Origin of the sequence: Paenibacillus sp. V4I3 (assembly GCF_030817215.1) — a bacterium.
In the GTDB taxonomy this organism is placed as follows: domain Bacteria; phylum Bacillota; class Bacilli; order Paenibacillales; family NBRC-103111; genus Paenibacillus_E.
Window position 1 is genome coordinate 5,723,185 of record NZ_JAUSZA010000001.1, and the last position, 26,294, is coordinate 5,749,478.

Below are 26,294 nucleotides of genomic sequence, written 5' to 3' on the forward strand. Positions count from 1 at the left end.
CTTTAAAGTAAAAGCCCGAGGAGGAGTTTCACGGGCTTCCTTCAAGTTCCATTAGTCATGAGTATGCTCTAAGGTGTACCATTAATATGGGTGATGAAGATAATGTTTATTCCTCCAATGCTTCTCCAATATGCCAAAAACAATAAAGCATTTGATGATCCTTCCACATTTGCAGAGCTTAAATGGGATGGTATCCGGTTGATCGTTTCCAATTTAGATGAGCTAAACCTTTATACAAAGAACATTAATGCAACATCCAAATATCCAGAGTTGCACAATCCGCCGATTCAAAAGGGAACAATCCTTGATGGTGAGATCGTGGTGTTAGATGAACAGGGGAAGGCTGACTTCGAAGCATGTAATGCTCGTTTCAAGTCCAGCAAGGTTAAGCATAAGGTTGTCTACTTCGCTTTTGATATCTTGTACCACCGCGGCGTAGATGTGACTGGCTTGCCTTTGGAAGTTCGCAAGGGACTACTTGAAGAGGCTGTCCAAGAGAATGAGTATTACCGAATAGTCCGGCCGATCAATGGCAGCTCTACGGATTTCTTTAACATCGTCTGTGAACACGGATTAGAAGGCGTAGTCATTAAGAAGAAAAACTCCAAGTATGAGAAAGACACGCGCTCTTGGGCATGGCAAAAGGTTATCAACTACCAAAAAGCTGAGGTCTATATAACGGGATACAGCAAGAAGGAGCATTCATGGCTTCTTGGGTATTCAGATGACGGCCGCATTCGACCGATCGGAGCATTAGAGCTAGGAATTACCCAGTCTGCTCGCCAGTCGATGTGTCCTGTATTTCAGGCGTACAAGAGCGGTGAGAGCAAGGATCACGTTTATGTTCAGCCTGTAGTGCGCTGCATGGTAAAGTATCGGGATTGGTATAAGTCGGGAGCGATGAGGTTGCCAGTGTTTGAGGAATTTATTGTTTAGGGGATGACCTCATGGAATATAGAATAGTAATCTTCCAGATTCAAAATTATATGTCTTCCTAGTACAATTTATTTTTCACTTCAACTTTTCTGCCAAATATATAAACAATCCTGCCCGTTAGGTGAGAAAAGGCAGCCAATCATCTGACCAGCTGCCTTTATGCTTTATTGATTGAACTATTGTTTTCCGTTAGCGTAATGCCGAGGCACAAGTTGGGACCGTTTCATAATAACTTTTTATATTTTTGGAGTGTAAAGTACGATGGTATTCCTACCATTAAAACTATAATAACCCACGCAAGCCACCACATACCTATAAACATCGGTAAGCTAACGAGAATGAATACAGGTAAGCCAAGTAAAAGTGGTCCAGGAAGAAATGGGTTTGTAGAATTCCTAAACATAAAAAATACAAATACAATAAAAAGAATTATCGTAACCACGACACCCAATGCTTGAGCGTTTGTAATTAAAAGCAAAACAAGAACCGAAGCGATGACGCAAGCTGCAACCAGTCCATATCGTGAATTCTCGAGATTGGTTTCTATCTCGATTCTTCTTTTCTGTTCTTCGTTAGCGATCTTTTCAGCTTCCTTATTTATTCTCAGTAATTCTTCTTGCTTCTTCTTTTCCTCATAGTCGAGTTGACTTTTTCTAAACTCTTCTTGAATTCTCGAAGTACGTTCGACGACCTGATCGTGTTTGTCAGTCCTATATTGCCGTTGCGCACTTTGTTGCAGCCTTTCCCTTCTATCTTGGGTAGCCCACTCTGTATAAGCCTTACTCCAATCATCACTGCCATTACTCATGCTGCCGCCCCCATGTTCATGATATCAACCAACCTCTTGAATTCGATAAGAATAAAGATGCTTTCTTCCTTGCAGGGTTGATTTCCCCCACATGGCTTTTGACTATATAAATAAGTCCTTTACGATGGTTGTTGTAAAGATTGGGGATTGAGGGTCAACTAATTATTATTTTCTTTTCTGCCACGCCAATTCTTAGGATGATTTGGTTGGCTGGGGTTAGGCTGATTTTTATCTAATATCCAAGTCTTTCCTATCTGAATAGCAAGAACCTTACCATCCCGACAGAGATTTTTGACATGCCCCTGTTTAATCCCCCAAAGCTCTGCAGCTTCTTCGGTGCCCATGATATGTTCGAGAGGATTCATAGTCTAATTCCGCCTTTTGCTTAGTAAATAGAGGGTGTACGCACATATACCAAGTGTGACGACAATCAAAGCTAATATTAGTATTGTCATCTCTGGCTGCCTCCTTCCATGTGAGTCATATACATGTTATACTTTGGTTATAATGTTAGGAGGAAGAGGAGGATTGAACTGACATCCTCTTCCTTGAAGGTTCTACCTTTTCCTTCGTCTGTTTCTTGGTTGCCTTGACCGTCGCGAGCGGTTGGGGCTTTTTCTTTTTTCTCGATAGTTCATTTTTGCTATTTTCAAGTTAATAAGCGATGTCATTAACTGAACTAGCATGATTCCTATCGAGATAAGAAGTGTTGTAACCAAGTCCATCACCTCCTAACAACTTAATTATAACATATGCGTTATCGCATGTCAAAGAAATATTTGGATTATCATGGTATAAAGTATTAAAATAATAGAAAATGGTTTCATATATTAATAAAGAGTAAATAGAAGAAAAGCGAAGATCACCATTTGGTGTTTTTGGAGTAATCCTATGAATGTTCCTCGGTCGGTTAATCAGCAGCACTCAAGGCGAAATATAAAAGAATTTGGGAAACGAGGGCTTTGATATATGTATAAAATATCTAGTTTTATAACATATGTTCTCTGTCCTCTAGGGTTTGTTAAATATCGTGGTAAATTTTTCCTCAATTTGCTAGAATGTTATTATAATATTACCTATAAGGTTGTGACGATATGAGTATGTGGAGTAAAGTGAAAGAGGATTTCAAGAAAGCAACTGAAAATGGTAAGTTGATAGGTTCTGGCAAGGCTGTGAACCTCAGTTATCTGGGGGGTCATCCTAAAATTAAAGCCGGCGGTGAAGTGATAGTCGCTAAAGGATCTAATCAAAATACCTTACTAATTGGTTCTCAAGAAATTGAAGTATTAAAATTAGAATGGGATGAAAAAGGGCAGCGTAGTGCAGGTAAAGCAGCAGCCGGAGCAATAATTGGCGGGGTATTAACAGGCGGCATCGGATTATTGGCCGGAGCTGCGCTTGGTGGACGGAAAAAAGATAACTCTCTGGCTGTCGTGAGCTTTAAAGAAGGCGTGTTAGAGGGTAATATATACTTCCGTTGTGATCAAAAAGAATATCAAAAACTATCTAATTTACTTTACTAGATAAAGAGCCCTCACGAAGCCACAAGCTTAAAAGTGAGGGCTCCTCGCGCTACTCCACCGGCTGTCCAGAAGCTTTACGTAACTCATTGGCAATCCAATGTATATAATCGGCTTGATCCACCGCGCCAGATTCGCTTGCTTTCTTCCAATCTGGTGAAAGCCATGTATTGATAATTGTATCCACCACTCCGCTATCAAGTGCCGGTTGTTGTTTGATTGCCATCCCTAATTTCCACCCTCCTGCATCGCCGTTTGATTCGTCTCGGTCGATCCCTATCCCGTTTACAATGATGTCATTCTCATATTGGTACACATTTGGATCATGTAACTTGGCACCACGGCTCCAAGCATATGTTTGCCATACCTTTTTAATTACGCCACGCGCTTGCATTTCTTTGCAAATCTCGTATTCACCATAAATGCCAAGTTCGTATCCAGTGATTTGCTCATCAAACGCTCTCATATACGCTTCAATTGTACTGTAGTGGGATGAGTTTACGTCTGTATCAACGGCAGCATAGATGACAGTGCCTTCAGGTTGTCCGACTTCTCTGGCGTACTGAAGCGCCATGGCGCCATCTTCTCGTCCTTGTGAAGCCCCAGCTAGAGCATTACTAGCGCCGCGTTCGAACACAGAGACAAGCCACAATCCAGCTGTCAAGCATGTAACTGCTTCTGTGGCTGTGAGTCGTTTGCCAGAACCTTTGGGAGCGAGATAGCGACAGACGAATGTAAACCCCTGACTGACAAAAAGGGCTGCTGTTTTGGGTGTCAGCGGCGTTGCACAATCAAATCCTTTACTCATCTTTATCACTACCTTTCTGACGCTGTGCTCTTTCCATTTTCGCTCTAATTTCGCTACTGACGAATGACGTTACACTCTTTGGTATCCACTTTTCCCATCCGGCTCGATAGGCATTAGCTGTCATGCTCTCCCATGTGTGATAGGCAAGCATGATCGTGATTGCGAAGAAGGCGTATCCTGGTTGATTGATGCCAAGAACAGTTAACGTGACTTTATCAAGTAACCACCCAATAAAGGGGATCCAAAGCATAAGTAAGGTGCGCAATGCTCCGGAAATCCCGTACTCTGAGGAATACGTTTTATCTTTTTTGGCTGCGGCCATTCCTGTGATCCAATCAGCTACGATGATAGAGAAGAACAGCAGAAATGCCCAAAACTTTCCGCTGCTAAAAGCTTGACCAATTAAGGGGCCAACGACAGCTCCGGCAAAAGCCGCACCAACATTTGTTGGTTTAGCTAGTGTTTCCAATGTGAAAAAAGATTGCAAGAAACGATTCATGAAAACCTCTTTCTGCCATTTCAGGCATAATAATAGCCCCGTTCTTTGAACGGGGCCTTTTATTTTTACGCTGCCGGTTCTTCTATTGGTAATGGTTTTCCGTCTGTGCCAAGATCCATAGCTAAGAGTTCTGCTTCAACTGCAAGTTTCAAATTGTTGGGAACCTGTGAAAAAGTTTTATACCCTTTGATAATGAGTGTTACATATACAGTGACCATGATATCACCTCCTTTCAGCAATAAAAAAAGAAGCCGTATTATGGCTTCTTTAAACATTGTTTTCATCCAATAGAGCTTGTACTTCGGCTCTAATCGTTAAAGGCACTTCTTCGATTGTTTTTTTCCCAGCTATAATTAATTTGAAATAAATAGTTGCCATTGTTTAGTTTCCTCCAATTAACATTTCATAAATTTCAGTAATAGCTAGCATAGTATCGATGTTTTGATCAGAAAGTTCTGCAACTTGCTCTTCAATGTTTAACGGTCGGTTAAATATTTCATAATAAATTTCTTTCGTACTAATACGTATAAATTGTTTAGCTTCTTTCCCACTATCCAAATTCGGGTATGGGGGAACACTGGACACTTCAATTGTTTCTGGTAAAATGTATTCGGGTATAAACGCTTTATTAACCCATATAGAGTCCACTTCCCCAATATCGCCATTAATCTTTTTACACCATACATATTGCATATTATTCATCCTTTCTAAAAACTTTCTAAAGTTGTCTACCCCACGCATACCAATACACTCCACCTGTAGGTATTTGGGCACTACCCCATTGTAAATATGTAACCTTTCTCAATAGGTACGAAGCTTCTATTCCATCATTCGCTTTAGCATTCTGCATTCCATTAGACCACCAACCGCGTTTATTATTGCTGTCATCTAGTGAATAACCACCCCATCCTGTTCCTGTATCGTATCCACCAAAAAACAGCGCTTCATTAACCAAGAAAGGAACATCAAAATCACAAATATACCAATTACCGACCGTTCTTGTATAAGTAAAACCTGCACGACTCATAAACCCACTAGCATAATATCCGCTTTTACTATTTGTACCAGCTATGCCATAAAGAGTTACGCCAGCGGTAATACTAGCCCCAATTAAATCAGGTTCGGCGGCTTGTAATTGAGCAACAGATACTTTAAGTTCTCCGTCCCCCGAACCACCTTTATAATATCCCTTCGGAGGATAAACAGCTAGTGCACCATCACCCCATTGTGCAGTTCCCTGAGCATTAATAACACCCACCATATTCGGCATAGTGCCAGCAGTACCAGCAATAGTTGTACCAGTCAAAACATTCGCGGCAGGAACAACAACAGCAGGAACATTTCCGCTACCATTATGATAACCTGCAGGAATCGCTTGGCTCGATGCGCTCGGCGTAATTGTTACAGCGCCCCTGTCCGTCATCGTCCCTGCTACACCTGCAATAGTTGTTCCTGCTTTGACATTTGCTGCTGGAACTGTTACTTGTGAGACTGTTCCGCTGCCGTTGTGGTATCCTGCAGGAATCGTAACTGGACCAGTACCAGACGGAGTAAGAGTTGTGGCTCCTCGATCGGTCATTGTCCCTGCTACCCCTGCAATAGTTGTCCCTGCTTTGACGTTTGCCGCAGGAACAGTTACTTGTAATACTGTTCCGCTGCCGTTGTGGTATCCTGCAGGAATCGTAACTGGACCAGTACCAGACGGAGTAAGAGTTGTGGCTCCTTGGTTCGGCATCGCTCCTGAAATCCCTGAACTATTTCCGTTTGTGAATGTTTTTCCCGTCAACACATCGGCGGCGACTGCATCCCCAGTACCTGTGCTAATTTGTCCGATCTTCGTACTAAGTTGAGTAAATGTATCGCTTCCCGAGGCTACTACACCCTTGCCAGTAATAGCGGAAGCGACCGCTGTTTTACCGTTACTGACATTTGTAAAAAGCTCTGACATGGCACCTTCAACATTTGTCGAAGCAAAATTATTACTAGTATCGACTAAAGTAACATCTGAGCCGGTGAGATTACTTATTTTGTTTCGAATCTCTAGGAATGCTTTGTAAGTACGATTAAAGAGCCAGTTAAAATAACCGGCTGGAGGCTTGTCATCTGGCTGCCAACCATCCGTTTTCTTTGATGTTGGCGGCTCCGTGCCTTCTGCCAGCCAATCAGGAAGCTGTTCATCGAAGTTCATGTTATTTATCACCCTTTCTAAATAGGTAAATCAGGATCATCACCAGGAGTATATACAGCACCAAAGTAACCGCCTGTAGTCCCCACATCGTTGCTGAAACCTTCAGTGGAACTTGTTTCTGTGGTAGAACCTGAAGCAAATTGAAAAGTTCCTGTCATCTCAATGGCGCCCACTCTTACCCCTGCAGCAACCGTTTGTTGAATAATGCGAGCGAATTGAATAGGTGACATACCTGCCTCATTGACCGATTGTAAGGGAAGTTTGATAAGTGAGATTGTAGCAGGTTCAGGATCAACAGGATCGGTGTAGAGTTCTTTTATTTCTATTTCGCTCGGTTCACAGTCGAGTGCGGTAGACAGAACACCGATAATAGTATTAATGTCACCTGTGCTCAGGTTTCGGGCGATCTTGGATTTAATGAGGATACGGTAAACCTCATCGGTAGCAGCTCCACGAGATTGGTTAACAATCGTTCCGATTTTATCGAGTGTCGTTCCTTCAGCAATATCAATATCCCGCCAATCCCGAATCCGTTCAAATGTTTCTTCTACATCCCTCAATTGGTCGGCCATGATGGATAGAAGCTTCCCTATGTTGCTGCTTGGATCTTTCGTAAACTTGTCCGATAGATGCTTAATAATTTTATCAACGGTAATCACGGACCAACCACCACCGAAATAAGTGTATGAGTAGATGGGGCAACTTCATTGGGTGCAATGTCCAAATTTTCCTCAGACCATGTTATACCGTCCGTACTAATCTGAACCTGTACATCGCTGACTCCCTCGACAGAATAGGCGGCTGAGATTAACCTTGATTGCACAACGTTGTCTCCCATATTTAGCCCGATGTAAAGTGTTCCGTCTGCATCTAAGCCGCCAATGTATTTGAGAGCAGCCGACTTCAGCAAGGCATCACCATCTGCAGGATAACGGGCATCCTTTGTAATGGTGAATTTCACATGTGTGTTGATCTCGTCAGCGTATGAAAATTTCATGATGTGGCTGAATCCAGCATCATCGTTGACAGCAATTGACTCACTCCCATGAGGCTCAATCCCTGCTGCTTTTGTGTCCAAAATCGTTTGACCGATATCTATGGGCGAACCCCCAAGAACATAACACTCAAATGATTTACTTGGCCTACCTGCAGAGTCTGTAACGTTAGAGTAGTTTTCAATGACGGTTGCCGCCCTAACGCCAGAGACTTTCAACAACTCTGCTCGAATTGAACCTATTGTCGCCTTTCCGCGACCTTCGCTTGATATAGCAAATCTTCCACGGAACTCAGCATCCGTTTCATCTTCTCTGCCGCCTGTAGTTGCTTCGGCATTCGTGGCTGCTGTTATGTTGGTATTGGGATTCACAATTTCATTGATCTGCCCTGCCGATACATTCCCCGTTTTTCCCGTTTGAATGGCCCGTATGGCACCTGTGCCGGTGCCGCCCGATAATGTAATGGATTCCGTTGTCACGAAAATAACCTCATCATTCGTTTGGACGCGAAATCCTGAAGTTTGAATAAACCCATCTGTGCCAGTTAATGTAATGGTCCCCGTTGCCTGAATGGGCTGTAGAGATTTAATCCCCGCATAGGGTCCCAGCTTTTTTAAACTTGTTCCATTTGCCGTGTTGGGATATGCGCTATTATATACATCCTCCGCAAGCTGCCAGACAAAAGAAAGGAACCAAGCGAAGATCCGTAGGATGATCCCCATGACAGCGCGCTCGGATGTGTTGATTTGTTGGCCGTAAACTTCCTTGGCCTTTACTTCCATTTCGGAGAATAGATCGACGAAACGCTTTCGCTTAAATCCGTTTCTATCCAGTGCCACCTTGGACCACCTCTCCTTCCTCACTTGTTGCTCTGAATGATATCTGACTCTCGCGTGATTTGGTGTTCAGGTTGACCGTAATTGAATCAATGGTTTGTATTCGGTTTTCTTGCCGGAGTCCTTTTCGGATCTCTTCCTTAACGGCTTCTTCGCTAATTTGTTTGCCGTTCAGTTTCGAGAAATCAATACCGAGTGATGGATTCAAAAACCATTCCCCTTGATTCGTACCAAGAATGATTTCGCAGCATTGTGCCAATTCATCGGTACCATCTACCAAAACCAAATCATTATGCTCAATCAACAAATCTCCATTAATTAACTGAGGAGACTGCATGAAAACACCCCCACAATGACAGCATCGTTATGATCATGTGATCTCTTGCTATTGGTCACGGCTATTTGTCCGTTTAATGCGTTCTTCAGTTCATTGTCTGTACAAACCACCAGAACAGTGTCACCGGCATGTAAAGCAGGTGTGTACACACGTTCCACGCCATCAACAAGGAATCGTTGACCGAGTACAGGAACGTTTAGTATGGGTGCTGGATCACTGTCTGTTTTACGAATAAGGGGTTGAATAGTAGCCATACCCGAACCTGCATCATAGGAGATGATGCGACAAGGGAAGGAGACAGATAGTGTAGCAGCCATTTTTTCTATGGCACCAAAAATCAGCGCGCCGATTGCTCCGGCAGGATCATTCTTCATGGTAGTATCGCCTCCACTTCTGTCGTGAAATTTCCAGTATTGCTAAATTTATGAGAACCCGAACGTACATGTACACGCCCTTTAAAAATTGAACTTTTCAAGTCAATGACGGAGGCGGTTGTTACTCTGTACTGTAGCTGGGAATGAATCGTGAATCCTTTAAAGTTCTCCTCTTCAAAAGTCTCAGGAGAACCGATGAGTCCCGTGTCAGAAGATAAGGAAAAGACATCGTCGGCGCCTATTCGTAGATTCCTGATGTAGAGTTTTCCCTTGTTCACATAGGCCGAAGTTCCACAATCTGCAGCCACATCACTAATGACCTTTGTGACTTCCCCTTTTGCCGTGTATCCTTCTTCATACCGATAATCTTGGTTTAATTCAAATTGTCCAATCGGGAGCCCAAGTTGACGAGCCATGTCTTTCAGAATGTAACTAGCGAGTGTGCTATTTTTATAAGCAATATCGACTTCCCGTTTGGTGATATCATCCGAATCAAGTACATAAATCGATGTGACGCGGTCAACACCTTCCCGTTTCGTTATGACTTTGGATACAAATCCGTGAAGGATCAGACCGATATCTCCACGGTAACCGGCATTCACCATTGCTGTTTGGCCGCGCTTCAATTGAGCAATGGTATCATTAGAAAGGTTCCAGATTTTAATCTCACTTTCGTTCGGTAACGGGTCATTATCAAAAGGAACGGTTCCTTCCAGTGTGAAATCAGCATTTGAAAACTTCTTGTTACCAATGAGCACTTCAACTACTCGACCAAAGTTAGGCATCGTCTTCACCGTCCACATATAAGAACACATTCACGTTCAGTGTGTCCCATGTGACTACGCTGCTGTTTCCTGATACATCTAGCGGCATGATACTAACAGAAGGAAACCGAGCATCCAAGCTATCATTAAACAAAGGCGTGGCGTAAACGATTTTTTCGCCGAGGGCTAGAATGTCTGAGCCTTTTGATAAATCCACGGTGAAAAAGTCATACTCGGCGTTGTAGTGAACTTCCATCGTGAATATCTCGCCAGACAGAGAAATATCAAAACGGTAAGGGATTAAATTTTTCTCTATTTCCACATATTTCATTGGTCACCCCACGGGCTGCCGGATTTAAATGTTACTTTCTCGACTTCCTTGTCACTGCTTTTGCTTGTCTTCTTCGTTTGCTTGGTCCCTGAACTGATAATAGGTGCAGTCTGAGCACGAACAGGAGCAGGAAGACTTTCCACATAAGAGCTCTCTGCAGTTCGCATTTCTTTTAGCGTCATGGAGAAAGCGAAGCCATTTGCTGTTTTATGATCATGTTTGGGTGAAAAGCTTTCAATAAGTCCTGTAAAGTAATTTCTACCGTCATAATTAACAATCGTACCTGTGTTCATAGATTTAAGTAATGACTGCCGGATCTCATCGGCATTATCCCCAAGGATAAATCCTGAAATAGACATCGAAACGGCTTTACGTTGTACATGATCGGTATTATCAATACCTTTTTCAACGGGCTCGTCAGTAATATCTATAGCATATTGAGGATCTTCACTTTCAACGGTGATATAATACCCATTAATTTGTGCCAACGGCATCAACTCCCATTCTGCGAGCTGCGCTTTCGATAACATCTTGGACAATGGATTTGATTTGATCCGTTATATCTCGTCCCAGCAGTGAGCCGCCTGAGGATGTTCCGTTACCGTTCACATCAATCGTAAACGCAAGCTCAATCCTCTGCTGTCCGCTTGCGGATAGTCCCGCGCTTGATTGTCCAGAAGCACGAGCAGGAGCCAATGACGATATGCTTTGATGCGGATCGGTCACTCCATCTGCAAGTCCCGAGGATGCCTTAGAAACCATGGATTCTGTGCCCGTAATGCCATCGGCTAATCCTTTGCCGGTGAAAAAACCAACCTCCATCATGACGCGAGAAGGGGAATGGATGCCGAGAAAGTCTTTAATACCACCTGTTATCGTACTCCCGATATCTTTCACCTTATCGAGTAGAAAGCCTTTCATATCAAAAAAACCGTTAATGAGTCCTAAAATAATGTTCTTACCCACATCGTATAAATTAATTCCACTAAAAAATGAAATGATCTCATTCCATTTTGTAGAGAAAAACTCACCGATGGATGTAAAAACACCAACGGTATACGATTTGATTTGATCCCAATAAGCGATAATTAGCATGACAAACGGTGCTAGTGGCCCCGCAAGGAGTGCCAAAGCGTAGGGCCAATAGGTAGAGAAGAAATCACCAATAGATTGGAAAATACGCACTACCCATCCTTTAAAGAGGTTCCACTTTTCTACAAGCCAATTGCTGATTTCTCCCCAATGTTTAAAGGCATAGACAATGCCTACAATGACAGCGGCCACGCCTAAACCTATGGCTATAAAAGGTAACCACGGGGCTACGGCGGCCCAGCCGGCAACAGCAGCAAGCCACATTCCGCTACTCCATGCTATAAATGCAGGAATGAGTGAATAACCAATGACTGCAGCGAATCCAGCAAGAGCAGGAGCGATATACTCAAATTTATCCGTAAGAAAAGAAACACTTGTTGCAACAACGGTTATGGCGCCGCCAAGTGTGTTGCCTAGTACCGCGCCCACGGCTTCTATTTGTGGTTGATGCGTAGTCATCCATTGACCAAATCTAGTGAAATAGGGTAACAGTTTTTCACCAAATGGAATAAGGAGGAAGGTTTCGATTTGCCTTCCAAACGCTTGGAAGGCTTGCCCTGGTGAACTAAAACTAATTTGATCGACTTCATCAAGACTTTTCTTGGTCATGTCAAATTGACTTTTCGTCGATCCTAAAGAAGAAATAACGGTTGCTTCAAGATCTTCAAACTGTGATCCCATTAAAGAAACGCCAATTGTGTTCTTTGCAACAGGGTCCTCTATATCTGCTATCATTTGCATGATTTGAGTAAAGGACTTTTTCGCCTCGGGTCCACCTGCAGCAAACGTACTCATCATTTTTTCTGCATCCAAACCTAACATTTTATAGGCGTCCGATGATGCTTTAGATCCATCTTTAGAGCGAATGTTAAACTCTTTTACGGCATCCCCAATCTTATCTAGGTTAAAGGCGCCGCCTTCGAGTCCTGCAGAAAACGTGTCAAACATTTCATTTGCTGAGAATCCGAGAGATTTAAACTGTGGTGAATACTCGTTAGCTGTATCTAGGAGTTCCCCCGACTTATCGAGTCCCTGTTGAGCGCCTTGTGAAAATAGTGAGAAAGATTCATCGGAAGAGATCCCGAAATTCTTCATCATCGTATCTGCTACTTTCACGGAATCTGTTATTTCATAACCAAAAGCGCTGCGTAACAGGATCGCGTCTTTGGTCGTCTGTTTCAATTCCTCGCCTGTTTGTTTGGTGAACTGTTGGACGGTTGAAATGGTGCTGCCTAAGTCTTGCCAGTTTTCGCCATAGTTTTGAGAGTAGAGGTCTTTTGCAAGATCCCTTGTCTCTTGCATTTGTTCCTTACTGGCACCTGTAGACATTTGAACTTTTGACATGGCTGTTTCGTACTCGGAAGCAGCGTGGACAGCAGCACCCCCAAAACCCGCCATTGCTGCAGCTCCTGCGATTCCAAATTCAATAACACCTTCGGAGAGGGAATCGACTTGCCTATCTGTGTCGCGTAGTGCGCGGTCAGATATCTTGAACCCCACCGCAAACATAAGATTACTTATAACACCCATTACATGGCACCCACCTTCCTAACAAAAAAAGAAGCGCCCCAAAGGAACGCTACTTCTTAGTTTTTGCTTTTTGCTGTTCAATATGAATATCTAAGGCCGCATTTGCTTCTAGAATATCGTCTTGATCCATGTGATTAAGATCCGAATAGCTGATATTCATATCAGATAGGAGAAGCCGCCACATTGGCCAGTTTTCTAAGGCGCGTTCCTTAGCTTCTTTCTGACTGATTGGCATCGTCTTCCTCGTCATCAATTCCATGCATGAAGTTAATTGCTGCCCCGATGACCTCGTTAAATTCACCGATATCATCGAAGTCTTCTATTTTCATTTTCGGATCTACGATAACATGTTCAAGCATTTCGTCAGCTGTTCTTTCGTCGAGCGGAATACCGTATTTATTTTTCACTCTGTCTTTAATTTTTGTAACAGCGCGAATGCCAGGGAATTGAAAGAGATACGTTTTACCTTGTTTTTTAGATGTGTATTTTTTTTGTTTTAAATTACTCATAGTTTAATCGTCTCCTATTCCATTTTAAGGTCCATACATTTAATTTCATATTCTCGATCTTCCACGGCATTACCATACTTTCGTGCTGCCGGTTTACTGACATAGGCTTCTGTAGCCGATGAGGTTTCGCGGGTAGTTCCGGCATTAATGACCGTAACAGGAACTAACTTTCCACTGTTAGCGAGTCCATCCATGTAAGGAATCTGAGGGCTTGTATGCTGCAGGGTGACTTTGATCGTTCCTAATTGGTTATTTATTTTAGCCCTTGCTGTATCTCCTTGCGCGCCAACCTTCACTTCATAATTGTCTTCATCCTTCTCGACTTCAACGATATCTTCTGAGAAGCCGGTTAGATAAGTTCCGTCCACAATGACGGATACACTTTTTGGATCATACGTTTTTGTGCTCAATGTCTATCCCTCCTATGATTTAATAGTGCCGCGAATGGTTGTCTGATGAATGGCGCCAGCTAACTCAAAGCTAAATGTTCCATCGTTGTATGTTCGTGCAGCACGATCAGCAGCTTCAACGTCTGATCTGCTTTTAAATTCGGTTCCATAGATCCCGAGTCCGTCACTATCAGCAGCAATGATGCCCTGATTAAATGCTCTTTGCAGAACCGTTTTCACGACACTTTCAAGCTGTGCAATACCGTTGTCGTCATAACTAATTTTTGGAGAACTATTCAATAGCTTTTGGATGGCATATTCAATAGATGCGGTGACGTAGTCCCTTGCATGAATAATATCAATATACTCACCGCTAACAACCTTGCCTTCGCTTGTTACGTCATCGCCAGCCTTCGTGATGTAGGTATTTGCTGCAAGCCCATGGATTTCCAAGAGTTCAGTCGGTGTTAATGAAACTGGCTGAATGCTCGTTAAGGTCTTGAATTTCCATGTCAAACTTCCAACATCGGCAGAACCTGCTTTGCCAATCCAAGCCGCCTCAGGATAATTGTCCACAGTTGTGTGATAGAAAAGAGTTGTTCGTGTCCAATTCTTCGCCTTGAAAGTGGCCAAGTCCGTTTTGCTGCTGGAACTGGCGAAGTACTGCCGAGTATTGTTCGTCTCAATGGCATCGCCAATTTCGGTAATATCAGCAGCTAATGAACTTGTTGAAATAAGGAAGTACCAATCTTTCGTGAATAAGAATTGCAAGGCTTCTGCGACCGTTTCAGGTGTTGCACCTGTTTTTCGAGAGTAGATGGCAATCTCTGCCGGTGCATCGCTACCTTGTGAGAAAATCGCCAGAGCTGCTTTATACTCTTCGGTTGTGATGGCGTAATCGGCTTTTACACCCTCTAGATCTGCATACGTTTTAAAGGCTTTTCCTGCCGCACTAGATCCAAGAATTAAAGGCTTTCCGAATCCTAGTTTAGGCGTAGGCTTTTGAATATCAATAATAACGATAACGTCATTGTTTGTTGTCAATACAATCAACTCCTTTGGATATCAGCCGATTCAATCGGCAATTCACTTGTAACGATGGTGTTCACCGTTCGAAAATCTACATCAAACCCATTCCTTCGTTCCCATTCATTGCCTACCCGAACATCACGGTTTTGAATGGCGCCAACCCGAGCAACAACCACATTGACGTCATCTTTCAATTTCTGATGACCTGCAGTCAAAAACCAATCTCTCAGCTTCATAGCATTTTCTATGCTTTCATCCTTGTAATCGGCGTATGACTGAAAAGAAACGGTAAATTCAACTGTCTCTTCATGTGTTTTATTCAAACCGTCAAAACTAACAGCCGCAAGTCCGCTTGTTGGATCTGGAATGTCCGTAAAATCATAAGTGATATACGGATAAGGTGCGGCAGGTCCTGAACCGTTCATCTCAACCAGTGGCATATTTAATTCTGCTGAGGAAGATTGAACAATGGCTGATCGGATGTTACGGAATGGGATCATGCGTACTCACTCTTTTCAACATAAATTTATAGGTATCACAATAGCCGGATCTATCATCGCCATCATTTACGATGTATTGATGTCCGTTATAGCTAATGACTTCACCATTCACATGTGCATATGTGGTATATAGGGCGCGGTCATCTTCCGTATACCGTCCTCCATCGAGTTGTAACAATCGAGCGCCTATGGGCTGGATGCTTCCCTGAAGAGGAATGATTACAGGAGCACCCTTGCGGTACACTCCATCCCCATCGTACTCCCCGTTATTGCTTTGTACCAAGGAGTATGAAACTGAATATTTTCTTACAAGGGATCCAAAACGAAACATGGTCTATCCTCTCCCTTTGGTTACCACAACATAGGAAATGGAGTCACGGAGCTTCTTTTCCATAATAAGAATCTTCTTTGATCCTTTACGTTTGGCATAAATGGGGCTGAGTGCCGGTGACCTGATCTTGTCAAAATTTTTGAGTGTACGTTCCTTACCCAATTCCCCAATCTCAGCGAGTAAGGTGCGCGCTGTGGTTTGATCATTGGCAATGTCATTGACACCTGCCCGAACAAGCTTAGATATGGCCGCTGCTGATTTCTTCTTTCCAGAACCGATGAATGATCGAGCCGGGATCTGCATTTTTTGTGATCCATGTTCCAGTACCCCAGCTACCATGGCAATGTCCTCATCACCCCATGAGCCAATATGGACCTCAAGTTTTTTTAGATCTCGGAGTTTAGCGAGAACAGCGGGTAAAAATGTACTCTGAATAACCGTAACGTTAGCGCGTCGGCTTCTGGACCTTGTTGGAGGCATTTATACTCGCCTACTTACAAAAGGAGCTATCAGCGCCTTTACAGCCGGAGGAAGATTGTCTCCATCGTTTTGATATGTCACCGCTAAATCTCCCACTCGCTCTGACGTGACTCCTGGCGCCCGCATGAGTGTTTGTATGAGTAAGATACATGCCATTTCTATCGACTTCGGCAGATTTACAGGCTGTTCAGTGGTTGCTATATCCGGCGTGATATATCCGGCTGTATAGCTCGCTTCAATGATGTACTCACCTTTAGGCCAGCAGCTTTGGCGGTATAAAATGCCGCTATCTGAAAGAAGCTCATAATCCGTCATACTCTCCCCAAAGACACTAAACGATTCCATCGAAAGAACGGGGTATTGCCGGAGAACAAGCTTCGTAAGCGGCTGCTGAGTGACCTGGTATGGCTCCTGCAGGGTACTCAGCTTTTCAGTATGCGATTGCTTTTTGAATATTCGCTTACAGTGTGTTTCGATGATGCTGGATGCCATTTCGATAAAAAGTGAGATGGCATCATCTTGACTCGTGTCTTCGATGGGGATGGAAAGGAGTGATTTAGCTCGCGCTAGGGTCGTTAGCATCGCTACCGCCTTCTTTCACAACATTTCCTTGATCGTCTCCATCTAATTGCTCGGGTGCTTGCTGCAGTTCTTCAAGATATGCCTCTAACGCTTCTTGAGCCTTCTTTTTGCCTTGAATAACTTCGCCGTTTGGAAGCCGGTACGCGCCTTTGGAAACGAGTTCTAGTCCTTCGATTGTCTCAGCATGATGGTTGTTAGCGTCTAGATCAGCGACTTTAACAGGAACATCCTCATACAATTTGGCATATCCAACCTCGATCCAAGCTTCAGCTACTTCGTCGGAAACTTTTACAAGGTCATCGGGTTGATAACTATCTGTGGTTGAAGCCATAGAGATAAGCATAACTACGAGTTTCAAATGAAACACCTCCAAGAGAAATAAGGAGGGCATGATGCCCTCCAATGAAAATTAAGTTGCACTGTTGGCATAATAAGATACTGGATTAACACCCGCGTTAATAAAGCGGCCATCTTGACGGAAGAAAAGGACAAAACCGACTTGGAAAGCGTCCATATATTTTTCGCCAAAGCGAACCATGATCGGGTTACGTACACGGCGTACCATATAGTTTTTGAAATCGCCAAATACAATGGATTTTGCATTAGCTGCCATTTGAGCCATATCGTTATTGATGGAATAACCGTAACCGTTGATGACATCTGGCTCTTTATAGGCGATGCCAGGGAGCCAAAGAGGACGACCTTGGGAGTCTTTCAGCTTCTTCAGTGCTTTCAGTGTAGTATCATGGAACATGAATTTAGATTTTTGACGGTAGGCAATATCCACGGAATGCTCTAAATCCACCAAATCATCAAACACAACGGATGTTGTTTGCCCAACGATTCCCGTTTTTCCAAGCGCGGCTTGTCCGACGATGCCCTCAGGTTGGCCGGTCCCTGTGCCTGTTGTGAAATGACCGTTAGCAGCTCTAGCTATCCGTTCGGCTAGTTTGTCTCGAAGCCATGTTTCAAGATCAAATGCGCTGTCTTGTAGTAAACCGACAGGGACTAACACGACATCAGAGGTATAGATAAAGGAACCAACGGATTTTTGACCAAATGAAGGATCTTGATTGTTATTGGCTGCAACGTTCTCACCAATGATTCGTCCGATATTTCCTGTATCGTTGCCGGTAGGAATCAGAAGTGTATTTCCTGAATCCGTGTCGATGGTGTTGGCATCTTCGTAAAATGTACTGTAGTATTTCATTGCCGTAACTAAGCTATTGTAGAAATCAATAGGAATGGTATTTCCACCGGCTGTTGCCGTTCCTGCCGCAAGTGCGCGCTCTTCCTGTTCAAGCGGTCGATAGCCTGATTGAAGGGCTTGTCGTTCTTCTTGCGTTAGTTCATGCATGCCCACTTGTAAGAAACGTTGAAAGGCTTTGCGATATTCTGGCTTGAGTTTATTCTCTTCGGAATCAGCGGCTGATCTGTTTTCATGACCTTCGAGGGAACGCTGCATATCTTCAAGTTTTTCAAATCGCTCAATTTTTCCGCGAAGCTCAACTTCTTCCGCAATGATGCGGTCTGCTTGCGTGTTTTCTTCTGGCGTCAGTCCACGTTTTTCATTCGTTCCGCGGTCAAGCAATTCTTGCAGTTTTGTAACTAGGTTAGCTCTTTCTCTTCGCAATTCAATAACTGTATGAACATGTGCCATGTGTGGTTAAACCTCCGTGGATTGTAGGATTTTTAGGTAATCAAAAAAGCGCTGATCAGGCTTCGTTTCCTTAACGGATTCGGCCAAATTGCGCTCTTCATCTAACGTTTTTAATTTGTCTTTGCTTCGCTGCGAGAGTACAGCTTCTGTATCAGGGTAAGCCGGTGTTGTCACGACAGATACATCATAGAGTGTGCCGATCCGTTTGATCGTTCGCTCATACGCGCCTCGATCTTTGTTATAGGACCACTCTTCCGCGTCCTCACCTTCAGCAAGTGAAAAAGCAAAGCTGCATTGATTAATGACGCCGCTGCGCATATTCTCCATTAAATCGCGGCTATATGACGTGTCCGTGGGTGTGCATCGCCATTTCAGACCGATACCATCGGTTTCAAGCGTTACGGAACCTTTGCCGGAGGCGACAGTGTTTCGACCTAGCACCAGATTGCTGTCATGGTTAAAGAGGGCGACAACGTTGTCCATATCGGCATCATCAAGTGCTCGGCTATCAATCTTTTCATAAACAGGTGTCATCCATCCTAAATTATCGCTTTCACGATTAAATTTAAGTGCATACGCCTCGATGTACTCGGTACCATCACTCGCCGTTCGGATCTCCATTGGAGCCGTTAGTGTTCGGCGTTCCGTTTTTAACATTTCCTTCATCACCTCCCTTCAGCAGTACGGATACGGGCTGCATAGCCGTGTTCACCATATAGGTGTCACCGCCTTGTTCAGCGGGTATCGGATTTTGATTTTCCTTTTTCAAGATATCATTCGGACTCATCCACCCGTTTTGCCTAGCAATTTGGTACGATTCGTAACGGGCTTTTGTATCACTACGGAGCAGCGCTTCTGCCAAGTGCTCGGCATAATATTTTTTTCTTTCCTTGCCGACAAGCAGCCGCATGGTGATAGCTTGTTCCCATCGAATCATCCAAGGCTGTAAGCTGTCGGTTAGAAATTCCATGCTTTGATGTTCAATGTTGCTGAAAGTTGCTTTGTCCAAATCAGCAATCTTGTGCGGCGGCACACGGAAGATACGAGCAATTTCACCCAATTGAAATTTTCTCGTTTCCAAGAACTGTGCATCTTCAGGCGGGAGTGAGATTTGATGGTACTTCATCCCCTCCTCTAGGATGGCAACGCGGTGAGCATTATCAAGACCACCATGCGCTGCATGCCACGAAGCTTTGAGTCGAGCCGAACTGTCATCGGTTAAGGAACCAGGATGTTCCAAAACGCCGCTTGGCCTTGCTCCATTTGTAAAAAACTTATTCCCATAACTTTCTGTTGCTTTGGCTAAACCAAGTGCTTCCGCATGTAAACGAATTAACGATTTTCCACCGAGCGGCCCCTTGAGTACGAACACTCGATAGGCTGGAAGCTTATACCCCACGCCTTTGATAAACGTGACATACTCAAGTGTCCGATTCAGTTCATCGTAATACTCGGTTGTGTTCTCAGCGCGTAGGGGCCACAGTGCTTTAACTTGACCGTAAGCATCCCACTCGATCTCCGCAAATCCCATCCCTCTTGTAATGGCATCAACGGTTATCCACTCCCTGAACTCCATGGACGACATGAGCTCATTTGGGGCATCATGAAGAAGGGAATAGATGGGATGTTCTTCCGCTCGTCCTCTCCCATCCTTTACCCTTTTATAGAGAACAAGCGGCAAGGATGAAACGGGTTCGGAAATGGCGCGTATCGCTGCGGAAACGGCTGTTAATTGGACAGCAGTTCGTTCGGTGACGCCTGTCCCAGTGGTTTGCGTAATATCGGCCCATGTTGATCCGTTGCCGTTATAGTTCACGGCTTGCCGCTTTTCCCAAAACTTCCAACGCAATGTGTTAACCTCCTTTATAAAAAGAAAATCCCTCTGGCCTCGTATACAGATTTTTGTTTCTTGCTACCTAAGGCCAGCTTATGGGCGTCGATCACGGCGTCAACGGGGTCAATACGTTTGGTTTGTGCATGTTTTTCAATCTTTATTTCACCGAAACTATTGGAATCGGTTTTCGCATTGACCATGGACCACGTTAAAAGACGATTATGTTTGTTGTAAATCACATTACCGGCTTCAACTTCAAGTTTAAAATCGACGGTAGCATCATTTAAGCTTCTCGCGCTTTGGATAATCTCCACGCAATCCACCCCAAACACCTCATCGAGATCATGCAAAAAGGCATCTGCGTTATGTGGATCATAACCAATGCCTTTGAGCTTAAGATCATATTTTTTGATCAGGTCCTTATAGTACGCAAGAATGTATTTATAGTCTGTCTTTACGCCGCCAAGTGTTTCGGTAACCGTGAGAAGCCCATCCCGAATCCACATATCATAAGGTGCATTATCGCTTTTAATGTGCTCGGCCACGCGCGCCTTTGGAATAAAGCTGTGGGAATGGATGTAGTACTTTCGGTCAGCACCAACATCGAATGGAAATTCAAGCGCGCCGGAGGTAAGGTCACCACCACTGGATAAATCAAGTCCCATAAAGCAGTCCTTGCCACGCATGTCTTCTAACGTCATATCACTTTCACAGTTTTTCCAGTGTTCCATATTCATGTACTGGTTATCTGCAAACTGAACCCATGTGTTTAACGACTTCGTAAGGAAGTTTCGAAGTTCTTCACCCTGCATCTGTTTGGCCTTAATCGCCTCAGAACGCAAACTAAGCAGAGTTTCAGGGGTCCATAATGGATTGGCTTTAATCCAATTACTCTCATCCCACACATCATCGTCTTTATCGAGCTCACAAATAAATACAAACTGTGTTTCATCGGCATGTGTACCGACAAGGATCTGTTTGCAGTATTCATATAAGGCATAGCAAGGGCTATTCAAATCAAAGCCAGCCGTTGTGATGACCGAGATTAAGCATTGTTTCAGTTTTTTTGTACCATCGGCAAGCAGCTTGTACATTTGATTATCTTTGTGAAGATGATACTCATCGACACTGGCAAAGTAAGGCCGGAACCCATCAATGGATTTTGTATCACGTCCGAGCGCTTTGATTTCGCCCCTGGTGATGTTGCAAATGATTTTACTCGCATAATCCTTGACGGTGAACATCCCGTCTTCACGTTCGCTTCCTGATAACTCAGGATCTGCATTGATAAACTTCATGCACTCTTTTAAAACGATGCGCGCCTGAAGCTCTTTGGTTGCCGTACAGTACACTTGGGGGTACTGGTAACCGTCGAAATTGCTGTAGTACAAGGTTGGAACGGCGTTTCCAAGTGACTTCCCGTTCTGCCTAGCTACCTGTACATAGGATGTACGAAATCGTCGGTACCCTTCTATGGTTCGCCAGCCATGCCAAGAACCAAAGATAAAGTCTTGAAAGGGCATCAAATCTAAGGGCCGTGGATCATCACCCTCCGCAAGGGTGAGAGATTCAGCAAAATCAATGATATCCTGTGCGTGATCGGGGTCCCATACATAAGGGAAATCATCGGTGCCTTGCCGTTCTAAATCGTTGAAGTGACGCGCGCAAGCTTGCTTTTGTGTTTCACCTGCAGGTATCCGGCCTTCCAGTACATCAACGGCATACCGTGTTGTTCGGTCGAGATCAGCAAGCGTATTAATGGGGTACGTGTTTTGTTTAGCCACCACGACCACCGCCGAACCTTCCAAACTTACTTTGCTTCTCCTCTTCTTTCTTCGTTGGCTTCAACACGTTTTTAACTTTTGCTAGTGGATTGAGGAATAAACGATCCTGCATTTTCAGCAGCATATCAGCTTTCTTATTAATGGCAGATTCAATCCGAAGGAGTCCGTCTATGGAAACCATGCTGGCAATCATCTTCATCATCTCTTTGCTAAATACGTTAACGTCATACATATACTCTTCAAGGGGATCACAGTTTTCAGCCATGCTATCAATGCGCTGATACGAACGAAGAAGCCGCTCATATTCGGCATAGGTTTGACAGTACATACCAAGGATACCAATGTCCGAAGAACTGAGAAGTTCAATTCCCTGTTCTGCAGCTTCCTTATATTCTTTCATGTGCTGCTTCCAATAAGAAAAAGCCACCGTATCGTTTTTCACGAAAGAGGGCGGCTTTAGTTTATCGAGCTCTTTTTTTCCAAGTTTAATTTCGGAATCTTTGCGCTGCTGAATTTCAGTTTTCGTTAAATGCTTCCGGCCATTGGCGACAACAAGATCAATGGGCTGTCCTCGGCGGGTCATGGGCTCACCTCCTCTGAAACTTTATATGGGGAGTTTTTGCGCGAATAAAGGGACGCGCGGTCTATAATCGGGAAAGTAGTAGAGATATAGTCCCCCCTCCCCCTTTTCTTTTCTTACCCTTCAATCAACAGATAGGTTCGTCCATTGACTTGCGAAAATGTTGTCTTCGTTTTGCTTAGAATTTCTTTCAATAGATGCACCACCTAAACCAAACGGGAAGATATAATAAAAAGCATCCGACGGAAACCGCCAGATGCTCTTTACTTAAGTTTAATAACAACCTTAATAAATACAAGTTTCGTTAATTAAATTGAAGAAAATCGACTTCCACGTATTGACCCACAGCTGATGGATTAGTATCGCTCCGTTTTACGATTTTGATCGTATGAGAACCATAGGTTAATCCCGACTTCGTGTAGCATAACGTCTGTTGCGCTCTTGTTGTCTGGTACAAATCCACTGTAGCATCAAAAACGTCATCTATATAAACATCAGCTTTACCGTGATCAGAATCCATTACTCCGTACCATGAAATACTTGTACCGTTAAACGTGTACTGAACATTACTGTCAGTATTTAACGTCCAATGATCTGTTTCGTTGTAGTAGCCAGTAGGTTGACCAATAGTGTTCCAGCTACCTTCGTATGTTAGTGCGGTATCGTCAACTGTTGTAATAAGATTTTGTATCACAGTAACATTAGCTGAAGTCGATTGACCATTCCATGTTGCTGTTATTGTTGAAGTACCTGGATTTGCTCCATACACAGTGCCAGTTGAACTGACAAGGGCAACATTCGAATCCGTAGAAGTAAAAACAGATTGGCTCGTAACATCTTGGGTACTTCCATCAGAATAATGTGCAGTAACAACAGTACTGTGAGTATCACCGACATTGATTGTATACGAATTGGAATCAAGTGAAAGACCTATCAGAGTTTTCACATCTACTTTTCCACCAATAGCAATTAGTTTAAAAGTAGCACCATTCAAGGAAGGCAAATAAAGAGTCCCATCAGAAGCAATGGATGCCGGATGACTTAGTGTTGTTGAAGCCTGAGCTACTTGATATTTCCAAATTTGCTGGCCAGTTGGAGAAATTGCATACATTGAACCCTTACCTGATATTCCAATAAAAATATTTCCGTCTTTATCTAAAATAGGACCGCTCCAATATGTCGCCCAATCAAGATCAAATTTCCAATTTTGTGTACCATCAGCTTTATATGAAGTTAGAGTTCCAGAAGTTGATGATGGGTTAGCTCTAACGAAAATATCCCCATCTTTATTGACGACAGGTTGTGAGGCTGTTGTATTAGTAATGTTAATATTCCATTTTTCATTTCCATTTTTGTTAATAGCATTTAATTTACCATTTGATGTTGTTATGTAGAGAGTACCGTCTGGTCCAATAGCAGGAGCTGTTTTATTTTGGGATATCGCATAATCTTTCTTCCATTTTAATGTGCCGTCAGATGCAAATGCTCCAAGCTGAGTTTTACCAGCTAAATAGATTGTTCCGTCTGAATCTATTACTGGATAACTTGCAGGAAATAAATCAATTCCAGTAGACTTTCTCCATGTAATAACTCCTTGACTAGGATCAATTGCAACTAAGGTTTGGCCTCGATCCGTGGCATAGATAGTTCCGTCAGCGGAAATGGCAGTTGCATCAATCTGGAAACCTGGGGAAATAGACCATTTAATCTGTCCACTTGGAGTTATCGCATAGAAAGTAGCATAAACTCCACCGTATATGGTACCATCAGCTCCAATTGAAGGAGTTCCGAAATTTACTCCAACTCCAGTAGAATTAATAATTATTTTCCATTTAAATGTTCCATCTGGATTTATCGCAACTATGTTAACATCAGTAAATACGTAAACCGTGCCATCAGATCCAATTACATGGGGGTAAGCTGTGTATCCATCGATAGGTAATGACCATTTCACATATACATCTGAAGTAACTCCAGCAAAACGTGAGTTTCGATCCCAGTTATAAACCGTTGGTTGCATTGCTGTTTGATCATACTGACCTTGTTGGTACTGACTTCCCTGCTGAAATGGGCTTGTAGCAGCAAAAGAAGCTGGAGAGAACCCAACTGCAATAACTTGAATAAATGCAAAGCAAATTAAAATAACTTTTGAGATGTGAATCAATTGTTTCTTTCGATGTAACAATCTTATTACCACCTTTTGTATTTTTTTTGTTGTCGAATATACCTTTCGACATTATATTCCAATTTCCTGCAAATTATTGTTAAAACCACCAAGCATTAAACTTTTGAACAAAAAACCTACTTTTGTGTAGTTGATGAACTGAAAACGATTGTTCTTTTCATCTTCCAAAACCTCCGTCTTCTTTCGCAGTTTTAATATCGTGATGCCTCTTGCAAAGCCCTTGCCAATTGTCGCGATCCCAGAACAAAGCCCTATCTCCCTTGTGTGGCTTGATATGATCAACCACTGTAGCGGCTCCTATAGCTCCCTCTTTTTCACAATGAACACAGAGAGAATGCTTCATAAGGAAGAATACTCTCGCCTTACGCCATGAGCTGTCATACCCTCGCTGTGCTGCCGTCCCTCGCTGCCTATCATTGATGGAAGCCTGTTCCTTATGATCACTGCAAAAGCCTACGTCGGTTAGGTTGGTGCAGCTTGGTTTACGACAAAACTTCTTAAGTGCCATGCTCATACGCTCCTATCCTCTTACCGTGGAACAATTTTGAATAATATTCATAGACAAATCAACAAAAACAACCCTTTTAAAATAAGGAGTTATCCGACTTGTTTATATATTATTCACATTAAAAACAATGACTTTATGCAAGATTTTGCATAAATGACCCAGTTCCTCATATCTTAATAGAGAGCATAACTCGAATAAGGGCCAATGCCCCTTGTCTCGCAAGGTCTCGCGCCTTTTTCTGAAAATCAGTTATACACTCGCTAAATGTGTGGAACTCATAACCCAAATCCTCGCATGGCTCCGTTCATGGCGTCTTGGTCCATACCAATATATCTCATGGTGATGGCCTTGTCAGAGTGGTTAAGGAGTGTCTGGACAAGCGTGATGTCCTTTGTCTTCTTGTACATGTGGTATCCGAATGTCTTCCGCAGTGTATGTGTGCCAATGTCCTTCAGTTTGAACTTCTTCGCAGCAGTTTTCATCACCTTATAGGCCATATCTCGTTTAATTGGTCTGCTACCACCCTGTCTTGAAGGAAACAGGTAATCATCATCCGGCATTCCCGATGTATAGCGCTTAATTTCACGCTTTAAGGTTGGGTTAATTTCAATGATCTTTCGTTTACCGGTCTTCATTTCATTCATAAATAAATGCTCGCCGATCACATCCTTGACTTTCAGCTTTAAAATGTCCTGAATACGCAGGCCGGTATTAATTCCGAAGACAAACATCATGTAATTGCGATGACTCTTCTTTAATAGAAACTCCTTGATAGCATCGATCGTTTCTTGATCACGTATTGGCTGAACGAAGTTCATTTAGAAGCACCACGCTTTACTTAGGAGATCTTGGAACAAAACTATTTCAAGCCTTCCCATCTGTTTATTCTTCCTAAAAAGTGATCT

The 26,294-nt window shown here is 43.3% G+C and carries 35 protein-coding genes; 2 read left to right on the forward strand and 33 right to left on the reverse strand.

Annotated features, from left to right (window positions below; all coding sequences use genetic code 11):
• Nucleotides 1–102: 102 nt before the first annotated feature.
• Entirely contained in the window at nt 103–936 is an 834-nt protein-coding gene (locus QFZ77_RS26635) for an ATP-dependent DNA ligase (protein WP_307444037.1), read from the forward strand.
• Nucleotides 937–1,159: 223 nt separating this feature from the next.
• Here QFZ77_RS26635 and QFZ77_RS26640 read toward each other — a convergent pair whose 3' ends face one another.
• Both QFZ77_RS26640 and QFZ77_RS26645 read right to left on the reverse strand, forming a co-directional pair.
• Entirely contained in the window at nt 1,160–1,744 is a 585-nt protein-coding gene (locus QFZ77_RS26640) for an APC family permease (protein ID WP_307444039.1), read from the reverse strand.
• 158 nt (nt 1,745–1,902) lie between these two features.
• The gene (locus QFZ77_RS26645; RefSeq protein ID WP_307444040.1) at nt 1,903–2,109 is read right to left on the reverse strand and encodes a helix-turn-helix domain-containing protein; all 207 of its coding nucleotides are present in this window, start codon (nt 2,107–2,109) and stop codon (nt 1,903–1,905) included.
• 729 nt (nt 2,110–2,838) lie between these two features.
• On the opposite strand from QFZ77_RS26645, the gene QFZ77_RS26650 reads away from it, so the two are divergent.
• On the forward strand, nt 2,839–3,267 hold the full coding sequence (locus QFZ77_RS26650) for a hypothetical protein (RefSeq protein ID WP_307444042.1): 429 nt from the start codon (nt 2,839–2,841) through the stop codon (nt 3,265–3,267).
• A 49-nt stretch (nt 3,268–3,316) separates the two neighbouring features.
• Here the strand turns inward: QFZ77_RS26650 and QFZ77_RS26655 are convergent, their stop codons facing one another.
• From QFZ77_RS26655 to QFZ77_RS26805, 31 genes are all read right to left on the reverse strand, one after another.
• Complete coding sequence (locus tag QFZ77_RS26655; RefSeq protein ID WP_307444044.1) at nt 3,317–4,072, reverse strand: DUF1906 domain-containing protein; 756 nt, start codon at nt 4,070–4,072, stop codon at nt 3,317–3,319.
• The gene (locus QFZ77_RS26660) at nt 4,065–4,571 is read right to left on the reverse strand and encodes a phage holin family protein (RefSeq protein ID WP_307444047.1); all 507 of its coding nucleotides are present in this window, start codon (nt 4,569–4,571) and stop codon (nt 4,065–4,067) included. Before QFZ77_RS26660 ends, QFZ77_RS26655 begins: the two co-directional genes overlap by 8 nt.
• Nucleotides 4,572–4,636: 65 nt before the next feature.
• Nucleotides 4,637–4,789, reverse strand: coding sequence for a CD1375 family protein (locus QFZ77_RS26665; RefSeq protein WP_307444049.1), 153 nt, complete (start codon nt 4,787–4,789; stop codon nt 4,637–4,639).
• A 49-nt stretch (nt 4,790–4,838) separates the two neighbouring features.
• Complete coding sequence (locus tag QFZ77_RS26670) at nt 4,839–4,949, reverse strand: CD1375 family protein (RefSeq protein WP_307444052.1); 111 nt, start codon at nt 4,947–4,949, stop codon at nt 4,839–4,841.
• Between the two features lie 3 nt (nt 4,950–4,952).
• The gene (locus QFZ77_RS26675; protein WP_307444053.1) at nt 4,953–5,312 is read right to left on the reverse strand and encodes a hypothetical protein; all 360 of its coding nucleotides are present in this window, start codon (nt 5,310–5,312) and stop codon (nt 4,953–4,955) included.
• Nucleotides 5,290–6,759 carry a hypothetical protein gene (locus QFZ77_RS26680; RefSeq protein ID WP_307444055.1) on the reverse strand — a complete coding sequence of 490 codons (1,470 nt, stop codon included), beginning with the start codon at nt 6,757–6,759 and terminating at the stop codon, nt 5,290–5,292. Before QFZ77_RS26680 ends, QFZ77_RS26675 begins: the two co-directional genes overlap by 23 nt.
• A 17-nt stretch (nt 6,760–6,776) precedes the next feature.
• Nucleotides 6,777–7,418, reverse strand: coding sequence for a hypothetical protein (locus QFZ77_RS26685; RefSeq protein ID WP_307444057.1), 642 nt, complete (start codon nt 7,416–7,418; stop codon nt 6,777–6,779).
• On the reverse strand, nt 7,415–8,593 hold the full coding sequence (locus tag QFZ77_RS26690; RefSeq protein WP_307444059.1) for a baseplate J/gp47 family protein: 1,179 nt from the start codon (nt 8,591–8,593) through the stop codon (nt 7,415–7,417). Before QFZ77_RS26690 ends, QFZ77_RS26685 begins: the two co-directional genes overlap by 4 nt.
• Nucleotides 8,580–8,927: a DUF2634 domain-containing protein gene (locus QFZ77_RS26695; protein WP_307444061.1), complete on the reverse strand. Its 348-nt coding sequence runs from the start codon at nt 8,925–8,927 to the stop codon at nt 8,580–8,582. Before QFZ77_RS26695 ends, QFZ77_RS26690 begins: the two co-directional genes overlap by 14 nt.
• Nucleotides 8,909–9,301, reverse strand: a complete 393-nt coding sequence (locus QFZ77_RS26700) for a Gp138 family membrane-puncturing spike protein (protein ID WP_307444062.1) — start codon at nt 9,299–9,301, stop codon at nt 8,909–8,911. The genes QFZ77_RS26695 and QFZ77_RS26700 overlap by 19 nt, the downstream gene beginning before the upstream one ends.
• Nucleotides 9,298–10,086: a phage protein gene (locus QFZ77_RS26705; RefSeq protein ID WP_307444064.1), complete on the reverse strand. Its 789-nt coding sequence runs from the start codon at nt 10,084–10,086 to the stop codon at nt 9,298–9,300. Before QFZ77_RS26705 ends, QFZ77_RS26700 begins: the two co-directional genes overlap by 4 nt.
• A complete protein-coding gene (locus QFZ77_RS26710) occupies nt 10,079–10,396 on the reverse strand; it encodes a phage baseplate plug family protein (RefSeq protein ID WP_307444067.1) in 318 nt (105 codons plus the stop codon). Before QFZ77_RS26710 ends, QFZ77_RS26705 begins: the two co-directional genes overlap by 8 nt.
• Nucleotides 10,393–10,884, reverse strand: a complete 492-nt coding sequence (locus tag QFZ77_RS26715) for a phage baseplate protein (protein WP_307444069.1) — start codon at nt 10,882–10,884, stop codon at nt 10,393–10,395. Before QFZ77_RS26715 ends, QFZ77_RS26710 begins: the two co-directional genes overlap by 4 nt.
• Nucleotides 10,871–13,018 carry a phage tail tape measure protein gene (locus tag QFZ77_RS26720; RefSeq protein ID WP_307444072.1) on the reverse strand — a complete coding sequence of 716 codons (2,148 nt, stop codon included), beginning with the start codon at nt 13,016–13,018 and terminating at the stop codon, nt 10,871–10,873. The genes QFZ77_RS26715 and QFZ77_RS26720 overlap by 14 nt, the downstream gene beginning before the upstream one ends.
• 49 nt (nt 13,019–13,067) lie before the next feature.
• Nucleotides 13,068–13,253, reverse strand: coding sequence for a hypothetical protein (locus tag QFZ77_RS26725; RefSeq protein WP_307444074.1), 186 nt, complete (start codon nt 13,251–13,253; stop codon nt 13,068–13,070).
• Complete coding sequence (locus QFZ77_RS26730; RefSeq protein ID WP_307444076.1) at nt 13,228–13,527, reverse strand: hypothetical protein; 300 nt, start codon at nt 13,525–13,527, stop codon at nt 13,228–13,230. Before QFZ77_RS26730 ends, QFZ77_RS26725 begins: the two co-directional genes overlap by 26 nt.
• A gap of 14 nt (nt 13,528–13,541) precedes the next feature.
• A complete protein-coding gene (locus QFZ77_RS26735; RefSeq protein WP_307444078.1) occupies nt 13,542–13,937 on the reverse strand; it encodes a phage structural protein in 396 nt (131 codons plus the stop codon).
• A 12-nt stretch (nt 13,938–13,949) separates the two neighbouring features.
• Nucleotides 13,950–14,960, reverse strand: coding sequence for a DUF3383 family protein (locus QFZ77_RS26740; protein ID WP_307444081.1), 1,011 nt, complete (start codon nt 14,958–14,960; stop codon nt 13,950–13,952).
• Between the two features lie 5 nt (nt 14,961–14,965).
• Nucleotides 14,966–15,445: a phage neck terminator protein gene (locus QFZ77_RS26745; RefSeq protein WP_307444084.1), complete on the reverse strand. Its 480-nt coding sequence runs from the start codon at nt 15,443–15,445 to the stop codon at nt 14,966–14,968.
• Nucleotides 15,429–15,776, reverse strand: a complete 348-nt coding sequence (locus tag QFZ77_RS26750; RefSeq protein WP_307444085.1) for a hypothetical protein — start codon at nt 15,774–15,776, stop codon at nt 15,429–15,431. Before QFZ77_RS26750 ends, QFZ77_RS26745 begins: the two co-directional genes overlap by 17 nt.
• 3 nt (nt 15,777–15,779) lie before the next feature.
• Entirely contained in the window at nt 15,780–16,256 is a 477-nt protein-coding gene (locus QFZ77_RS26755) for a phage virion morphogenesis protein (RefSeq protein ID WP_307444088.1), read from the reverse strand.
• On the reverse strand, nt 16,257–16,838 hold the full coding sequence (locus QFZ77_RS26760) for a phage head-tail connector protein (protein ID WP_307444089.1): 582 nt from the start codon (nt 16,836–16,838) through the stop codon (nt 16,257–16,259).
• Complete coding sequence (locus QFZ77_RS26765) at nt 16,813–17,196, reverse strand: hypothetical protein (protein ID WP_307444093.1); 384 nt, start codon at nt 17,194–17,196, stop codon at nt 16,813–16,815. Before QFZ77_RS26765 ends, QFZ77_RS26760 begins: the two co-directional genes overlap by 26 nt.
• Before the next feature lie 51 nt (nt 17,197–17,247).
• The gene (locus tag QFZ77_RS26770) at nt 17,248–18,498 is read right to left on the reverse strand and encodes a phage major capsid protein (protein ID WP_307444096.1); all 1,251 of its coding nucleotides are present in this window, start codon (nt 18,496–18,498) and stop codon (nt 17,248–17,250) included.
• Between the two features lie 6 nt (nt 18,499–18,504).
• The gene (locus QFZ77_RS26775) at nt 18,505–19,155 is read right to left on the reverse strand and encodes an HK97 family phage prohead protease (protein ID WP_307444099.1); all 651 of its coding nucleotides are present in this window, start codon (nt 19,153–19,155) and stop codon (nt 18,505–18,507) included.
• Nucleotides 19,097–20,347: a phage portal protein gene (locus tag QFZ77_RS26780; RefSeq protein ID WP_307444103.1), complete on the reverse strand. Its 1,251-nt coding sequence runs from the start codon at nt 20,345–20,347 to the stop codon at nt 19,097–19,099. The genes QFZ77_RS26775 and QFZ77_RS26780 overlap by 59 nt, the downstream gene beginning before the upstream one ends.
• Nucleotides 20,348–20,361: 14 nt before the next feature.
• Nucleotides 20,362–22,116 carry a terminase large subunit gene (locus QFZ77_RS26785; RefSeq protein ID WP_307449870.1) on the reverse strand — a complete coding sequence of 585 codons (1,755 nt, stop codon included), beginning with the start codon at nt 22,114–22,116 and terminating at the stop codon, nt 20,362–20,364.
• Entirely contained in the window at nt 22,109–22,699 is a 591-nt protein-coding gene (locus QFZ77_RS26790; RefSeq protein WP_307444106.1) for a terminase, read from the reverse strand. The genes QFZ77_RS26785 and QFZ77_RS26790 overlap by 8 nt, the downstream gene beginning before the upstream one ends.
• Nucleotides 22,700–23,000: 301 nt before the next feature.
• On the reverse strand, nt 23,001–24,881 hold the full coding sequence (locus tag QFZ77_RS26795) for an outer membrane protein assembly factor BamB family protein (RefSeq protein ID WP_307444107.1): 1,881 nt from the start codon (nt 24,879–24,881) through the stop codon (nt 23,001–23,003).
• Nucleotides 24,882–25,038: 157 nt separating this feature from the next.
• Nucleotides 25,039–25,389, reverse strand: coding sequence for an HNH endonuclease (locus tag QFZ77_RS26800; protein WP_373462660.1), 351 nt, complete (start codon nt 25,387–25,389; stop codon nt 25,039–25,041).
• Between the two features lie 275 nt (nt 25,390–25,664).
• Nucleotides 25,665–26,207: a site-specific integrase gene (locus tag QFZ77_RS26805; protein ID WP_307444112.1), complete on the reverse strand. Its 543-nt coding sequence runs from the start codon at nt 26,205–26,207 to the stop codon at nt 25,665–25,667.
• Nucleotides 26,208–26,294 lie beyond the last annotated feature (87 nt).

What these genes read in the sequence shown, in the direction of transcription:
- QFZ77_RS26705 (WP_307444064.1), bottom strand. Translation starts at nt 10,086, where the DNA reads ATGCCTAACTTTGGTCGAGTAGTTGAAGTGCTCATTGGTAACAAGAAG.
- QFZ77_RS26760 (WP_307444089.1), bottom strand. Translation starts at nt 16,838, where the DNA reads ATGCTAACGACCCTAGCGCGAGCTAAATCACTCCTTTCCATCCCCATC.
- QFZ77_RS26650 (WP_307444042.1), top strand. Translation starts at nt 2,839, where the DNA reads ATGAGTATGTGGAGTAAAGTGAAAGAGGATTTCAAGAAAGCAACTGAA.
- QFZ77_RS26670 (WP_307444052.1), bottom strand. Translation starts at nt 4,949, where the DNA reads ATGGCAACTATTTATTTCAAATTAATTATAGCTGGGAAAAAAACAATC.
- QFZ77_RS26680 (WP_307444055.1), bottom strand. Translation starts at nt 6,759, where the DNA reads ATGAACTTCGATGAACAGCTTCCTGATTGGCTGGCAGAAGGCACGGAG.
- QFZ77_RS26635 (WP_307444037.1), top strand. Translation starts at nt 103, where the DNA reads ATGTTTATTCCTCCAATGCTTCTCCAATATGCCAAAAACAATAAAGCA.
- QFZ77_RS26725 (WP_307444074.1), bottom strand. Translation starts at nt 13,253, where the DNA reads ATGCCAATCAGTCAGAAAGAAGCTAAGGAACGCGCCTTAGAAAACTGG.
- QFZ77_RS26665 (WP_307444049.1), bottom strand. Translation starts at nt 4,789, where the DNA reads ATGGTCACTGTATATGTAACACTCATTATCAAAGGGTATAAAACTTTT.
- QFZ77_RS26710 (WP_307444067.1), bottom strand. Translation starts at nt 10,396, where the DNA reads ATGAAATATGTGGAAATAGAGAAAAATTTAATCCCTTACCGTTTTGAT.
- QFZ77_RS26750 (WP_307444085.1), bottom strand. Translation starts at nt 15,776, where the DNA reads ATGTTTCGTTTTGGATCCCTTGTAAGAAAATATTCAGTTTCATACTCC.
- QFZ77_RS26720 (WP_307444072.1), bottom strand. Translation starts at nt 13,018, where the DNA reads ATGGGTGTTATAAGTAATCTTATGTTTGCGGTGGGGTTCAAGATATCT.
- QFZ77_RS26790 (WP_307444106.1), bottom strand. Translation starts at nt 22,699, where the DNA reads ATGACCCGCCGAGGACAGCCCATTGATCTTGTTGTCGCCAATGGCCGG.
- QFZ77_RS26675 (WP_307444053.1), bottom strand. Translation starts at nt 5,312, where the DNA reads ATGCGTGGGGTAGACAACTTTAGAAAGTTTTTAGAAAGGATGAATAAT.
- QFZ77_RS26745 (WP_307444084.1), bottom strand. Translation starts at nt 15,445, where the DNA reads ATGATCCCATTCCGTAACATCCGATCAGCCATTGTTCAATCTTCCTCA.
- QFZ77_RS26700 (WP_307444062.1), bottom strand. Translation starts at nt 9,301, where the DNA reads ATGAAGAATGATCCTGCCGGAGCAATCGGCGCGCTGATTTTTGGTGCC.
- QFZ77_RS26800 (WP_373462660.1), bottom strand. Translation starts at nt 25,389, where the DNA reads ATGGCACTTAAGAAGTTTTGTCGTAAACCAAGCTGCACCAACCTAACC.
- QFZ77_RS26660 (WP_307444047.1), bottom strand. Translation starts at nt 4,571, where the DNA reads ATGAATCGTTTCTTGCAATCTTTTTTCACATTGGAAACACTAGCTAAA.
- QFZ77_RS26645 (WP_307444040.1), bottom strand. Translation starts at nt 2,109, where the DNA reads ATGAATCCTCTCGAACATATCATGGGCACCGAAGAAGCTGCAGAGCTT.
- QFZ77_RS26655 (WP_307444044.1), bottom strand. Translation starts at nt 4,072, where the DNA reads ATGAGTAAAGGATTTGATTGTGCAACGCCGCTGACACCCAAAACAGCA.
- QFZ77_RS26770 (WP_307444096.1), bottom strand. Translation starts at nt 18,498, where the DNA reads ATGGCACATGTTCATACAGTTATTGAATTGCGAAGAGAAAGAGCTAAC.
- QFZ77_RS26755 (WP_307444088.1), bottom strand. Translation starts at nt 16,256, where the DNA reads ATGCCTCCAACAAGGTCCAGAAGCCGACGCGCTAACGTTACGGTTATT.
- QFZ77_RS26775 (WP_307444099.1), bottom strand. Translation starts at nt 19,155, where the DNA reads ATGTTAAAAACGGAACGCCGAACACTAACGGCTCCAATGGAGATCCGA.
- QFZ77_RS26805 (WP_307444112.1), bottom strand. Translation starts at nt 26,207, where the DNA reads ATGAACTTCGTTCAGCCAATACGTGATCAAGAAACGATCGATGCTATC.
- QFZ77_RS26640 (WP_307444039.1), bottom strand. Translation starts at nt 1,744, where the DNA reads ATGAGTAATGGCAGTGATGATTGGAGTAAGGCTTATACAGAGTGGGCT.
- QFZ77_RS26695 (WP_307444061.1), bottom strand. Translation starts at nt 8,927, where the DNA reads ATGCAGTCTCCTCAGTTAATTAATGGAGATTTGTTGATTGAGCATAAT.
- QFZ77_RS26730 (WP_307444076.1), bottom strand. Translation starts at nt 13,527, where the DNA reads ATGAGTAATTTAAAACAAAAAAAATACACATCTAAAAAACAAGGTAAA.